The sequence below is a fragment of the Streptomyces sp. NPDC030021 genome (assembly GCF_055574035.1).
On sequence record NZ_JBVIAH010000006.1, the window covers coordinates 290,630 to 304,132 of the forward strand.

General features: G+C 73.1%; 12 protein-coding genes. 5 read left to right on the forward strand and 7 right to left on the reverse strand.

Going from position 1 to position 13,503, the window contains the following annotated elements:
• Positions 1 to 19 precede the first annotated feature (19 nt).
• Complete coding sequence (locus tag ACZ4YL_RS14660) at positions 20 to 943, reverse strand: LysR family transcriptional regulator (protein ID WP_468116637.1); 924 nt, start codon at positions 941 to 943, stop codon at positions 20 to 22.
• Between the two features lie 70 nt (positions 944 to 1,013).
• On the opposite strand from ACZ4YL_RS14660, the gene ACZ4YL_RS14665 reads away from it, so the two are divergent.
• Complete coding sequence (locus ACZ4YL_RS14665) at positions 1,014 to 2,132, forward strand: TDT family transporter (RefSeq protein WP_468116638.1); 1,119 nt, start codon at positions 1,014 to 1,016, stop codon at positions 2,130 to 2,132.
• Positions 2,133 to 2,191: 59 nt separating this feature from the next.
• On the opposite strand, the gene ACZ4YL_RS14670 is transcribed toward ACZ4YL_RS14665, so the two are convergent.
• Genes ACZ4YL_RS14670 through ACZ4YL_RS14680 form a run of 3 tightly spaced genes read right to left on the reverse strand, consistent with a single transcriptional unit; the run spans position 2,192 to position 4,146 of the window.
• Positions 2,192 to 2,788 (reverse strand): signal protein, encoded by a 597-nt coding sequence (locus ACZ4YL_RS14670; protein WP_468116640.1) that lies wholly within the window; start codon positions 2,786 to 2,788, stop codon positions 2,192 to 2,194.
• An 18-nt stretch (positions 2,789 to 2,806) separates the two neighbouring features.
• On the reverse strand, positions 2,807 to 3,535 hold the full coding sequence (locus ACZ4YL_RS14675) for a helical backbone metal receptor (protein WP_468116786.1): 729 nt from the start codon (positions 3,533 to 3,535) through the stop codon (positions 2,807 to 2,809).
• Entirely contained in the window at positions 3,532 to 4,146 is a 615-nt protein-coding gene (locus ACZ4YL_RS14680; RefSeq protein WP_468116788.1) for a helix-turn-helix domain-containing protein, read from the reverse strand. The genes ACZ4YL_RS14675 and ACZ4YL_RS14680 overlap by 4 nt, the downstream gene beginning before the upstream one ends.
• A gap of 235 nt (positions 4,147 to 4,381) precedes the next feature.
• On the opposite strand from ACZ4YL_RS14680, the gene ACZ4YL_RS14685 reads away from it, so the two are divergent.
• From ACZ4YL_RS14685 to ACZ4YL_RS14700, 4 genes are all read left to right on the forward strand, one after another.
• Positions 4,382 to 5,287, forward strand: a complete 906-nt coding sequence (locus ACZ4YL_RS14685; protein ID WP_468116790.1) for a 5'-3' exonuclease — start codon at positions 4,382 to 4,384, stop codon at positions 5,285 to 5,287.
• Positions 5,288 to 5,335: 48 nt separating this feature from the next.
• Positions 5,336 to 6,175, forward strand: coding sequence for a siderophore-interacting protein (locus tag ACZ4YL_RS14690; protein WP_390801666.1), 840 nt, complete (start codon positions 5,336 to 5,338; stop codon positions 6,173 to 6,175).
• A 156-nt stretch (positions 6,176 to 6,331) separates the two neighbouring features.
• Positions 6,332 to 7,876 (forward strand): serine hydrolase, encoded by a 1,545-nt coding sequence (locus tag ACZ4YL_RS14695; protein WP_468116643.1) that lies wholly within the window; start codon positions 6,332 to 6,334, stop codon positions 7,874 to 7,876.
• A gap of 19 nt (positions 7,877 to 7,895) precedes the next feature.
• Entirely contained in the window at positions 7,896 to 8,867 is a 972-nt protein-coding gene (locus ACZ4YL_RS14700) for an RluA family pseudouridine synthase (protein ID WP_468116644.1), read from the forward strand.
• Between the two features lie 46 nt (positions 8,868 to 8,913).
• Here ACZ4YL_RS14700 and ACZ4YL_RS14705 read toward each other — a convergent pair whose 3' ends face one another.
• The 3 genes from ACZ4YL_RS14705 to ACZ4YL_RS14715 all read right to left on the reverse strand — a co-directional run bounded on the left by ACZ4YL_RS14705 (position 8,914) and on the right by ACZ4YL_RS14715 (position 13,451).
• Positions 8,914 to 9,573, reverse strand: a complete 660-nt coding sequence (locus tag ACZ4YL_RS14705) for a TetR/AcrR family transcriptional regulator (protein WP_468116645.1) — start codon at positions 9,571 to 9,573, stop codon at positions 8,914 to 8,916.
• Between the two features lie 91 nt (positions 9,574 to 9,664).
• Positions 9,665 to 12,505 (reverse strand): DEAD/DEAH box helicase, encoded by a 2,841-nt coding sequence (locus ACZ4YL_RS14710; RefSeq protein WP_301372217.1) that lies wholly within the window; start codon positions 12,503 to 12,505, stop codon positions 9,665 to 9,667.
• A gap of 46 nt (positions 12,506 to 12,551) precedes the next feature.
• The gene (locus ACZ4YL_RS14715; protein ID WP_468116647.1) at positions 12,552 to 13,451 is read right to left on the reverse strand and encodes a diacylglycerol kinase; all 900 of its coding nucleotides are present in this window, start codon (positions 13,449 to 13,451) and stop codon (positions 12,552 to 12,554) included.
• Between the last annotated feature and the right edge of the window lie 52 nt (positions 13,452 to 13,503).

Genomic DNA, 13,503 nt, shown 5'->3' on the forward strand with positions numbered 1-13,503 from the left:
ACGGGCGTCGACCGACGGCCTAGATCCGGCGGTGGGTCAGGGACAGCAGGTCACGGGCCGGGCCCGCCGGGCGGGAACCGGTCGGCCAGACCGCCCGCAGGGCCCGGTCGAGCGGCGCACCCGGCACCGGGACCTCCACCAGCCGCCGCGCGCCCAGTTCATCCCCGACCGCCAGCTCCGACAGCACGCACGGCCCCGCACCGCTCAGCGCCGCCGCCTTCACCGCCGTGGTCGACGCCAGTTCCAGCAGCGGCGCGGCCAGCCCGCCGGCCGAGGCCAGCGCGGCGTCCAGGACCTGTCGCGTGCCGGACCCCCGCTCGCGCAGGATCAGCGGGGTCGAGGCCAGTTCCGCCACCGCCACCCCCTTGGCGCGGCGGGCCCAAGGGTGGCCCGGAGCCACGGCCACGACCAGGCGGTCCTGCGCGATCACCGCCGAATCCAGTCCCTCGGGCACGGTCAGCCCCTCCACGAAGCCGAGGTCGGCCTCGTGCGCGAGGACCCGTTCGGCGACCACCGCCGAGTTCCCGGCGTGCAGGGACACCGCCGTGTCCGGGCGCTGCCCGCGCAGGGCGATCAGCCAGCCCGGCAGCAGGTACTCCGCGATGGTCATGCTGGCGGCCACCCGCAGCCGCGAGTCCCGCCGCCCGCGCAGCGCCTGCGCCCCCGCGTCGAAGGCCTCCGCCGCCTCCACCACCCGCCGGGCCCAGTCCGTGACGAGCGCGCCCTCGGCCGTCAGCGTCGACCCGCGCGGCGAGCGGTCGACCAGGGCCACGCCGAGCCGGGTCTCCATCGCCCGGATCCGGCTGCTCGCGGCGGGCTGGGTGATGCCCAGCCGCCGGGCCGCGCCGCTCAGGCTGCCGACCCGCGCGACCGCGAGCAGCAGTTCCAGCGCGCCCAGGTCCGGTACCCGGTGCGCCAGCGGAACCCACTCCTCATTAGCCATAACATCAGTTTATGGCCTCATAGGGAGATGGTCTCTGCCGCCCCGTCCGCCCGGGCACGAGGCTGGATCCATGGCCACCACTCTCGTGCGACCCCGCACTCACACCACTCCCGCGGTCCGGGCCCACAAGGCCCCCGCACTGCGGCACCTCGGCCCCAACTGGTACGCCTGCGTCATGGGCACGGCGATCCTCGCCAACGCCGGCGCGGCCCTCCCGTACCAGCTCCCCGGCCAGCGCGTGGCCTGCCAGCTCGTCTGGGCGCTGTCCGCCGTCCTCCTCGCCGTCCTGCTCACGGCCCGCGCCGGGCACTGGCTCCACCACCGCGACCAGGCCCGCGCCCATCTCCTCGACCCGGCCGTCGCCCCCTTCTACGGCTGCCTCGCGATGGCGCTGCTGGCCGTCGGCGGCGGCACCCTCATCGTCGGCAAGGACCTCATCGGGACCGGCGCCGCCGTCGCCGTGGACGCCGTGCTCTTCACCGCGGGTACCGCGATCGGCCTGGTCATGGCCGTGGCCGTGCCCTACCTGATGGTCGTACGGCACAAGGTCGAGCCCGGGCAGGCCACCCCCGTCTGGCTGCTCCCCCTGGTCTCCCCCATGGTCTCCGCCGCCCTCGGCCCGCTGCTGATACCCCACCTGCCCGCCGGCCAGCCCCGCGAGACCCTGCTGCTCGCCTGCTACACCATGTTCGGGATCAGCCTGCTCGCCACCCTGCTGATGCTCCCCCTGATCTTCGGCCGGCTGATCGTGGGCGGCCCCCTCCCCCTGGCGCTGACCCCGACCCTGTTCCTGGTCCTCGGCCCCCTCGGCCAGTCCACCACCGCCGTGAACCAGCTCGCCGATGTCGCCCCCCACTCGATCGACGGCACCTACGCGGGCGCACTGGGCGCCTTCGCCCTGGTCTACGGGGTCCCCGTGCTGGGCTTCGCCCTGCTGTGGCTGGCCCTGGCCGCGGCCATGCTGGTCCGGGCGGCCCGGGGCGGCATGGGCTTCGCGATGACCTGGTGGGCCCTGACCTTCCCCGTCGGCACCTGCGTCACCGGCGCCACCGGCCTGGCCCACCACACCGGTCTGACCGCCTACGCCTGGCTCGCCACCGCCCTCTTCCTCGGCCTGCTGACCGCCTGGCTCCTGGCCGCCGCCCACACCCTCCGCGGCCTCTTCAGCGGCGCACTGCTCCCCCGCTAGGTCGTCCCTTTCGGATCTTGCCGGGCCCGCGACGCCCGGCAAGATCCGAGAGAGACGGCCTAGCCGACCCGGAGGTCGTAGCGGACCGAGGTGGAGGCCGATCCGGCCGAGCCCTCGATGGTCAGGGCGCCCGAGTCCCAGACGGGCCCCAGGCGCACCCACAACCCACAGCCGTACGTGGTCACCGTCCCCGCCTTCCGGGTCAGCGGGTTCCCCTCGACCCCCTTGATCCGGATGGTGGTGGGCTCGATGCGCTCCACCGCCACGTCGGTCCGGCCCCACACGACGGTGCCCCGCGCCTCGGCCAGCCGCGCCGCGCACTCGGCCTTCGTGCCGGTGAAGTTGAGCACCGGAAGGACCACCGGCCGGCCCTTGGGGATCGAGCACCGGCGCTCGGCCCGGCTCCCGACGGTGCCCGCGAGGTACCACACGTCGGCCGGCTGGTTCTCGGCGCAGAAGCTGCCGTCCGGGTCCGCCACCGGGTTGGAGCGGGCCGGGCTGGAGGCGGCCCAGCTCCACCACCGGCTCTGGAGCTCGCCGGTGCTGAGCTCGCCGATGCCGGGCGGCGGACGGCGGGGGTCTGCCTCGGGGGCCGCGCAGGCTCCGGCCAGCAGGGCCGTCGCCGCAAGCAGAATTAATGATCTTCCGGTACGCATCCCGTGAGGGTACGTCGCTCAGCGGGCCGCGCGCAGGGCCCTTGCCAGTACCTGCGGGGCCTCGGCCAGCGAGGGCCCGTACCAGGTCAGGTGGCGGCCGCTGACCAGGGCGGCGGGCAGGCCCGGGAAGGCCTGCAGGCCGTCCTCGGCCGTGAACCGGTACGGCTCGTCCGGGAGCACCACCAGGTCGCAGCCGGCCGCCGCGAGTTCCTCCACCGGCACCCGGGGATACCGCTCCGGGTGTCCGGCGTAGACGTTGCGGACCCCGAGCCGCGCCAGCAGGTCCCCGGCGAAGGTGTCCCGGCCCAGCACCATCCACGGCCGCCGCCAGATCGGCACGAAGGCGGTGAGCGCACCGGTCGGCTCCACCCCGGCCCACGCGCGCTCCGCGTCCGTCAGCCACCCCGGCCTCGTCAGCCCCAGCGCCCCCACCAGCACCCGGTCCAGCTCCCGCAGCGCCTGCGGCAGGTCCCGGACCTCGGTGACCAGCACCTCCACACCGGCCGCGCGCAGCGCCGCCAGGTCGGGGGCCCGGTTCTCCTCCTCGTTGGCGATCACCAGGTCCGGCCGGAGCTCCGCGATCCGCCGTACGTCGGGGTTCTTCGTCCCCCCGATCCGTACCGCGTCGCCGAGGTCCCCGGGGTGCGTGCACCAATCGGTGACCCCGACCAGCAGCCCCGGCGCGCTCACGGCCACCGCCTCGGTCAGCGAGGGCACCAGCGAGACGACCCGCCGCACGCCGCTCAGTGTCCCGGCGACGGGGGCTCGGAGGTCGCGTGGATGTGCTCGCCCACCGCGACGACCAGGATCCGGGTGTCCTCGGTGACGGCCCGCCAGCGGTGCCGCACGCCGCCGGACAGGAACAGCGCGTCCCCGCTCTCCAGCCGGTACGCCCGCCCTTCCGCCTCGACCTGGCAGGCACCCTCGACCACGTACATCAGTTCGTCGTTGCGGTGCTGGTACTCGCGTCCGGCGTCCTGGTCCCCGGTGAACTCCATCGCGTGCAGCTGGTGGTGCCCGCGCACCAGGGGCCGTACGCCCGGGATCGGGGTGAGCCCGGAGGCGTCACCGGCCCGTACGAGGTCCACCGTGCGCGCGGTGTCGGAGGCGGCCAGCAGCTCGACGGCCGTGGTCTCCAGCGCGTCCGCGACCCGCTCCAGGGAGCGCATGCTGGGCCGGGCCCGCTCGTTCTCTATCTGACTCAGGAAGGGCACCGACAGGCCGCTGCGCGCCGACACGGCGGCCAGCGTGAGATGGAGCGCCCGGCGCCGCTTGCGCACGGCCACGCCCACCCGGAGCGGCTCCTTGCCGTCCTTGTCCTTGCTCTTGTCGTCCCTGTCGTTCAGCTTGCCGTCCATGCCATCGCTGCCGTCGGTGCCGTCCCTGTCGTTCATGTCGGGGCTGCCCTCCCCATGTCTGTCGCACATCGGTGTGCTGTAAGCACCTTACGCAGCAACCGCCTCCGGTTTCGCGTGCACGGCTGTTCCCGTACTCATCCGCTCACTGTCCGTCCCGGCGCGGGCTGTCCGGGCGGCCGGGGCATCCGCCGGGGTGCGTTGCGGCATCATCGACTCCGTGACGACACGACGCCTGATGCTCCTGGACACCGCCTCCCTCTACTACCGTGCCTACTTCGGTGTGCCGGACTCGGTGAAGGCCCCCGACGGCACCCCGGTCAACGCCGTGCGCGGGCTGCTCGACTTCATCGGCCGGCTCGTCCAGGACCACCGGCCGGACGATCTGGTGGCGTGCATGGACGCCGACTGGCGGCCGCACTGGCGGGTGGAGCTGATCCCCTCCTACAAGGCGCACCGGGTGGCCGAGGAGACCGAGACCGGCCCCGACGTGGAGGAGACCCCGGACACGCTCGCCCCGCAGGTCCCGATCATCGAGGCGGCGCTGGACGCCTTCGGCATCGCCCGGGTCGGGGTCGCCGGGTACGAGGCGGACGACGTGATCGGCACGCTCACCGCCCGCGCGAGCGGCCCGGTGGACATCGTCACGGGCGACCGGGACCTGTACCAGCTGGTGGACGACGCCCGGCAGCGGCGGGTGCTGTACCCGCTCAAGGGCGTGGGCACCCTGCAGGTGACCGACGAGGCGTGGCTCCGCGAGAAGTACGGGGTGGACGGCCCCGGTTACGCGGATCTGGCGCTGCTGCGCGGCGACCCGAGCGACGGCCTGCCGGGCGTCCCCGGCATCGGCGAGAAGACGGCCGCCAAACTCCTGGACGCCTATGGCACCCTGGCCGGGATCATCGCGGCGGTCGACGATCCGAAGTCGAAGCTGACGCCGACCCAGCGCAAGCGGCTGGACGAGTCCCGGCCCTATCTGGCGGTGGCCCCGAAGGTGGTCCAGGTGGCCTCTGACGTGCCGCTTCCGGCGTTCGACCCGGCCCTTCCGGCGGCCCCGGCGCAGCCCGAACTGGTGGATGCGCTAGCCCGTCGGTGGGGTCTGGGGGGCGCAGTCGCTCGGCTGGGCAGCGTGCTGCGCCCATGAGGTGATAACTTAGGTAAGGCTAAGTTTCATGGAGTCAGGGGAGTCACCGTGGCAGAAGGACGCGCCCGCACCGTCGGCACCGCCGTCGTCGTACGCACCGAGCGGCTGTCGCCGCACATGGTGCGCCTCGTGCTGGGCGGTGAGGGCCTCCGGGAGTTCGGCGCGGGCGAGTACACCGACCAATACGTCAAGCTGCTGTTCGCCCCGGCGGGCGTCAGCTACCCCGCGCCGTGGGACCTGGACCGGATCCGCGCAGACTTCCCCCGCGCGCAGTGGCCGCGCCAGCGCGCGTACACGGTGCGGAGCTGGGACCCCGCGCACCTGGAGCTGACCCTCGACTTCGTGGTCCACGGCGACGAGGGCCTGGCCGGCCCCTGGGCGGCGCGGGTGCAGCCGGGCGAGCTCGTACGCTTCCTCGGCCCGGGCGGCGCCTACGCCCCGGACCCGGTGGCCGGCTGGCACCTCCTGGTGGGCGACGAGAGCGCCCTTCCGGCGATCGCCGCCGCGATGGAGCGGATGCCGGCGGGCGCGCAGGTCCACGCCATCGTCGAGATCGACGGCCCGGCCGACGAGCTGAAGATCGCCACCCCGGACGGCATCGTCCCGATCTGGCTGCACCGCGGCGACCGCCCGGTGGGCGAGGCCCTGGTGGAGGCCGTCACCGCCATGGAGTTCCCCTCCACGGACGTCCACGCCTTCGTCCACGGCGAGGCCGGCTTCGTCAAGGACCTGCGCCGCCACCTCCGCATGGAGCGCGGCGTCCCGCGCGAGCGCCTGTCGATCTCGGGCTACTGGCGCTTGGGCGAGACGGACGAGGGCTGGCGCGCGATCAAGCGCGACTGGAACGCCTCGGTCGAGGCCGAACAGGAACACCGCGCAGCCGCGTAAAGGTTTCTTTTCAGCCCCGCCGGCGTTCGAGGCGCGGGGCCGGGGGTGGAGCCCCGGTCTTTCAGCCTCGCCGGCGTTTGAGGCGCGGGGGTCCGGGGGCAGCGCCCCCGGCAACGGCGCCGCGCGCTGCGCGGCCCCCGGCAGGACAATGACCCCATGCGTACCCGCCACGCGCTCGGGGCAGCCGGGGCCGCGGTCTTCCTGACCACGGTGGTGGCGCTGTCGGCAACGGCCGCGCCCAGCCCGCCCCCCGCCCCGAAGCCCCAGATCACCGACGCCGCCGTCGACAAGGCCGTCGCCCGCCTCGACCGCACCGTCGAGGACATGATGCGCCGCACCGGGGTTCCCGGCGTGTCGGTGGCCGTGGTCCACGACGACAAGGTCGTCCACATCAAGGGCTACGGGCTCCGCAGGACCGGCGAGAGCGCAAAGGTGGGCCCCGGCACCGTCTTCCAGATCGCCTCGCTGTCCAAGCCCGTCTCCTCCACGGTCGTGGCCGGCACGCTCACCGGTCCCCAGGAGTGGGACGACCGCACCGTCCTGCCCGGGTTCTCCCTGAAGGACCCCTGGGTCACCGGCCACGTCACCACCGCCGACCTGTTCTCCCACCGCAGCGGCCTCCCCGACCACGCCGGCGACCTCCTCGAAGACCTCGGCTACGACCAGGCGTACATCCTGGACCACCTGCGCCTGGAGCCCCTCGGTCCGTTCCGGGCGAGCTACGCCTACACCAACTTCGGGTTCACCGCGGCCGCCGAGGCGGTCGCCCGCGCCAAGGGCACCAGCTGGCAGAAGCTCAGCGCCGACACCCTGTTCAAGCCCGCCGGCATGACCCGTACGAGCACCGAGTTCTCCGCCTTCGTCAACTCCCCCGACCACGCCGCCACCCACGTCAAGAACGCGGACGGCACCTGGAGCCCGCGCTTCGTCCGCGACCCGGACGCCCAGGCCCCGGCCGGCGGGGTCAGCTCCACCGCCACCGACATGGCCCGCTGGCTGCGGCTGCAGCTGGCCGGCGGCACCCTCGACGGGAAGCGGATCATCCCGGCCGATACCCTCGCCCGGACCCACGTGCCCGCGATCGTGTCGCAGCCGACCAACGCCGTCGGCACCACCAGCTTCTACGGCCTCGGCTGGAACGTCAGCTACGACAGCGCCGGCCGCCTGCGCCTGAGCCACTCCGGCGCCTTCGAACTCGGCGCCAACACCAACGTCACCATGCTCCCGCTGGAGCGGCTCGGCATCGTCGTCCTGACCAACGGCGCCCCGGTCGGCCTGCCCGACGCCGTCGCCCTGGACTTCTTCGACTACGCCGAGCACGGCAAGGTCTCCACCGACTGGCTCGCCCTGGCCGCCTCCGCCTACGCGGCGGCCCTCGAACCCCCGGACGGGTCGACCACCGACTACGCCCATCCGCCCGCCGGAGCGCAGCCGGCCCGGGACAGCGCCGCGTACACCGGTACCTACGACAACCCCTACTACGGCAAGGCCACCGTGACCGCCGACGACAAAGGCGCGCTCACCCTCGCCCTCGGCCCCGAGCCCCTGCGCTTCCCGCTGACCCACTACGACGGGGACACCTTCAGCTTCATGACCGCGGGGGAGAACGCGGTCGGCCGCACCGGTGTGATCTTCGCCGACGGCACCCTGCGCATCGAATACCTCGACGCCGGCCACCTGGGCACTTTCACCCAGCGGTAGCCGCATAGCCTGTTCCCCGATGAGACGCAGAGCCCAGCCACCCCCCTCGCCCCTCCCCCAGCGCGCCGGCATCGACCCGGTCCGGCTGCGGCTCCCGCCCGACCCGGACGGGACGTGGCACGATCTCGGCGACTACCTCGCGGCGCGCTACGCCGGCACCCGCGGCGCCGACTCGGTCGCCCGCCTGCTGGCCGCGGGCCGGGTGCTGGGCCCCGGCGGGCGGGTCCTGCGCGCGCAGGACCCGTACGAGCCGGGCGCCTACCTGTGGTTCCACCGGGACATGGAGCCGGAGCCGCGGGTGCCCTTCCCGATCTCCGTCGTCCACCGCGACGCGCACCTGCTGGTCGTGGACAAGCCGCACTTCCTGGCCACCACCCCGCGCGGCTCCCACATCACCGAGACCGCCCTGGCCCGGCTCCGCGAGGAACTGGACCTGCCCGGCCTCAGCCCCGCGCACCGGCTGGACCGGCTGACGGCGGGACTGGTGATGTTCAGCGTCCGCCCCGAGGACCGCGGCGCCTACCAGCTCCTCTTCCAGCGGCGCGAGGTGCACAAGGAGTATGAGGCCCTCGCACCCCACGACCCGGAACTCGCCCGCACCCTCCCGCGCACGGTCCGCAGCCGGATCGAGAAGGCCCGAGGGGTCATCGCGGCGGTCGAGGTGCCCGGCGGCGAGCCCAACGCCGAGAGTCTGGTCGAATGCGTCGAGGCCCGGGGCGGGCTGGCCCGCTACCGGCTGACCCCGCGCACCGGCCGCACCCACCAGCTGCGGGTCCACATGAACAGCCTGGGTCTGCCCATCCTCGGCGACCCGGTGTATCCGCAGGTCACCGACCCGGCCCCGGACGACTACCGCAGGCCGCTGCAACTCCTGGCCCGGATACTGGCGTTCACCGACCCGGTGACCGCGCACGTGCACCGCTTCGAGAGCGGCCGCACCCTCCAGGCGTGGGACGACCGCGCGGGCTGGGAGGCCGGCACGGGTGGCTAGTGCTGTGACCGGCAAGGTTCACCGGGTTGCGACGCCCGGCACGGCACTAGTCGCCGGGGAGACCGACACCCGCGATCCGCAGCGCGGCGTCCGCGGTGGCTTCGGCGAAGGCCACGGCCGGCCGTGCCGGATCCGCACGGTGGATCAGCATGACGCCCTCGATGAGACCGAAGACCAGATCGCCCCGGAGCATCAACCCCGCCTTGTTCTCGGCCAGTTGGGCCCCGACGCGGGTCCCGGCGAGCAGCACCCGGTAGGCGTCCTTGAGTTCCCCGCGCATCCGGCGGAACCGCGCGAGGCGCGAGCCGCCGAGCTCGGGCAGCAGGTAGAGCGCCCCCAGGCTGTACGGCCCGCCGCACAGGAGCAGGACGTCGGAGCGGCACAGCTCCCACAGCCGCCGCGCGGCGCACCGCCCCTCGTCCGCGAGCAGTTGCCGGGCCAGCACCAACGAGGGCGCGACCGTGGACTCCAGCAGTTCGGCGAGGAGTTCCTCCTTGCCGCCGAAGTAGTGGTACATCGTGGCCTGGCGCATCCCGGCCCGTTCGGCGACGGCCCGCGTGGTGGTCGCCGCGTATCCCTGGTCGGTGAACAACTCGGCCGCCGCGCAGAGGAGTTCCTCGCGCGGCGGCCGGCCGCTCTCCGGTCGCAGCCGGTCGGCACGTGGCCGACCGACCCGTCTCGGACCATCGTCCGCTTCCCCGCTCATGACATCGATCGTCGCACAGAGCAGGCCGATTCGATCATGGCAAGAGATCAGATCGAGCCATCCCTGCTCTCGGAGGAAGCCCCAAAACCGCCTAGCCGACCGAGCTGTAGGCCACTACACCCCGAAGCAGTGCGTCCACGGCCTTGCGGGCATTGCGCGCCACCGTGCTCCCGCTGTCGCCGGAGGCCGCCGGAGCCGCCGCCGCGACCTGCCCGAGCACGTCGATGACCTGCTTGCACCAGCGCACGAAGTCACCGGCCGGCATCTCCGCCTCGCGCAGCACCTCGTCCAGGCTCTTGTCGGAGGCCCACTGGTACGCCGCCCACGCGAAGCCGAGGTCCGGCTCGCGCTGGCCCACGCCCTCCGCCTGGTTGATGCGGTGCTCCTCCTCCAGCGCGTCGAGGCGGCCCCAGATCCGGACCATCTCGCCCAGCGCCTCCTTCGCCGCGCCGCCGGGCACCTTGGGTGCGACCGCGTCGTCGGACTGCCGCGCCTCGAAGACCAACGCCGAGACACAGGCTGCCAGTTCGGCCGGACTCAGGCCCTCCCACACCTTGGCACGCAGGCATTCGGAGGCCAGCAGGTCCAGCTCCCCGTACAGCCGGGCGAGCCGCTTGCCGTGCACGGTGACCTCGTCCTCGCGCAGGTAGTCCAGCTCGGTCAGCAGCGCGTGGATCCGGTCGAAGGTGCGGGCGATGGTGTTCGTCCGGCCCTCGATCCGCCGCTCCAGCTGCTGGGTGTCCCGCTTGAGCCGGTGGTAGCGCTCCGCCCAGCGGGCGTGGTCCTCGCGCTCGTCGCAGCCGTGGCAGGGATGCGCCCGCAGCTCACTGCGCAGCCGGGCGATCTCACGGTCGTCGGCGGCCGCGGCCCTGCCGCGGGAGCGCCGCTCCGGCGTGATGTGCCCGGCCTTGGTCCGCAGCTGGGACGCCAGGTCCCGGCGGGACTGCGGCGAGCGCGCGTTAAAGGTCTTGGGGATCCGCATCCGGTCGAGCGCCTCGACCGGGACCGGGAAGTCGATCGCGGCGAGCCGCTTGACCTGCCGCTCGGCGGTGAGCACCAGCGGGCGCGGACCCTCGGCGTACTCGTGCCCGCGATGCCCGTTGACCCGCCCGGCCGGTACGCCCGGGTCCAGGACCAGCGCCAGCCCGGCGAACTTGCCGGTCGGCACGTGGATGATGTCGCCCGGCTTGAGCTTCTCCAGCGAACTGGCCGCCTGCACCCGGCGCTGCGCCGCGCCCTGCTTGGCCAGGTCCGTCTCGCGGTCCTTGAGGTCACGGCGCAGCTGCGCGTACTCCTCGAAGTTCCCCAGGTGGCAGGTCATGCCCTCCTGGTAGCCCTCCAGGCCCTCCTCGTTGCGCTGGACCTGCCGGGAGATCCCGACGACCGAGCGGTCGGCCTGGAACTGCGCGAAGGAGGTCTCCAGGAGCTCGCGCGAGCGGTGCCGCCCGAACTGGCTGACCAGGTTCACGGCCATGTTGTAGGACGGCTTGAAGCTGGAACGCAGCGGATACGTACGGGTACCCGCGAGCCCGGCGAGCCCCGCCGGGTCCATGCCGCGCTGCCAGAGCACCACCGCATGGCCCTCGACGTCGATGCCGCGCCGCCCGGCCCGGCCGGTCAGCTGCGTGTACTCGCCGGGGGTGATGTCGGCGTGCTGCTCACCGTTCCACTTGACCAGCTTCTCCAGGATCACCGTGCGCGCGGGCATGTTGATGCCCAGCGCCAGGGTCTCCGTGGCGAAGACGGCCTTGACCAGGCCGCGTACGAAGAGCTCCTCCACGACCTCCTTGAAGGTGGGCAGCATGCCCGCGTGGTGCGCGGCGATGCCCCGCTCCAGTCCTTCGAGCCACTCGTAGTACCCCAGGACGTGCAGGTCCTCGGTGGGGATGGAGGCGGTCCGCGCCTCGACGAGCTCGCGGACCCTGAGCCGTGCGGACTCGTCGTTGAGCCGCAGGCCCGCGTACAGGCACTGCTGGACGGCGGCCTCGCAGCCGGCCCGGCTGAAGATGAAGTTGATGGCGGGCAGCAGCCCGTCGTTGTCGAGGCGGGCGATGACCTCGGGGCGGGACGGGGTCCAGATCCGGCCGCGGGAGCGCCGCTCACGCTCGCGGTCGGCCTCGCGGACCATCTTGCCGCGCCGCCGGTCCTTCGGACTGTAGGTGCGGCTGTTCTCCTCGCGCGCCATGCGCAGCAGATCGGGATTGACCTCCCGGCGCGCGGAGCCGCGGCCGCCGTGGTCGGACTCCTCCTCGAAGAGGTCGTAGATCCGGCGGCCGGCCATGACGTGCTGCCACAGCGGTACGGGCCGCTCCTCGGAGACGATCACCTCGGTGTCCCCGCGCACGGTGTCCAGCCAGTCGCCGAACTCCTCGGCGTTGGACACGGTGGCCGACAGGGACACCAGGGTCACCGACTCGGGGAGGTGGATGATCACTTCCTCCCAGACGGCCCCGCGGAACCGGTCGGAGAGGTAGTGGACCTCGTCCATCACGACGTAGCCGAGGCCGAGGAGCGACTGGGAGCCCGCGTACAGCATGTTGCGGAGCACCTCGGTGGTCATCACGACCACCGGCGCCTCGGAGTTGACGCTGTTGTCACCCGTCAGCAGGCCCACCTTGTCGGCACCGTAGCGCTTGACGAGGTCGGCGTACTTCTGGTTCGACAGTGCCTTGATCGGCGTCGTGTAGAAGCACTTTCGGCCCTGCTGGAGGGCCAGGTGCACGGCGAACTCGCCGACGATGGTCTTGCCCGAGCCGGTCGGGGCGGCGACGAGGACGCCTTTGCCGGCCTCCAGCGCCTTGCAGGCCTCGACCTGATACGGGTCCAGATCGAATTCGTACATCTCGCGGAAGGGGGCCAGGGCAGAGGCCTCTTCGGCGGCGCGGATCCGGGCAGCGGCGTACCGCTCGGCGGGTGAGAGTTCTTCGGTCATCTTGCTGTCGAGCCTACCCGCCACCTCCGACAACAGTCGCGATCATTTAAGTGAGCAGCCGGACCGCCCGGGGAACGCACTCCGCCGTCACCGGCAGCACCCCGAGCGGCTCCCCGTCCGCGTACGCGCCCAGGCCCGCCGCCTCCAGGGCGATCTTCCTGGCCCGGTGGACGGTCACCTTCGGATGGCCGAGGTGGCGGCCCTTGTAGACCTGCGGGAACACCTTGAGCAGGGTGGCCCGGCTGCAGTCGCCGACTACCGTGACGTCGAAGAGCCCGTCGTCGGGGACGGCGTCCGCGCAGATGCGCATGCCCCCGCCGTAGGAGGACCCGTTGCCGACGGCCACCAGCGTGGCCTCGGTCTCGATCACCGGCCCGTCGTCCAGCGTGATCCGGTACGGGAACGGCCGGAAGGCGGCCAGCTCCGCGACCATCGCAAGGTCGTACTTGAACCGGCCGACCGGCAGCCGCATCCGGTTGCCCCGGTCGTTGACCCGCGAGTCGAAGCCGGAGCACAGCACCGTCCCGAACCACTTCTCGTAGTCGGCACCGCCCACCCGGCCCAGGTCGATCTCCCGGATCCGGCTCTCCTTGAGGGCTTCGGCGGCCATCCGTCCGGCCCGCTCCGGATCCCGTACGGGCAGCCCCGTCGCGCGCGCGAAATCGTTGCCGGTGCCCACCGCGACCACCCCGAGCGGCACCGGCGTCCCCGCCAGGGCCTGGAGCGCCAGGGAGACCATCCCGTCACCGCCCACCGCGATCACCGCACCGGTGCCCTCCCGGACGGCGGCCGTCAGCCGGGCCAGCGCGTCCGGCGCGTCGGCGCCCACCACGGTCCGTACGGAGAAACCGGCCGCCCGGACAGCCGAAGCGGCCGGCTGCGCGGCGTGCGCGCCCCGGCCGCGTCCGGCTGTGGGATTGACGAAGAGGGTGACCTCGTAACTCATCCACGGGAATGTACCGGAGCCCGTTCCCGGGCCTCGGCCGCCCCCGGGGACA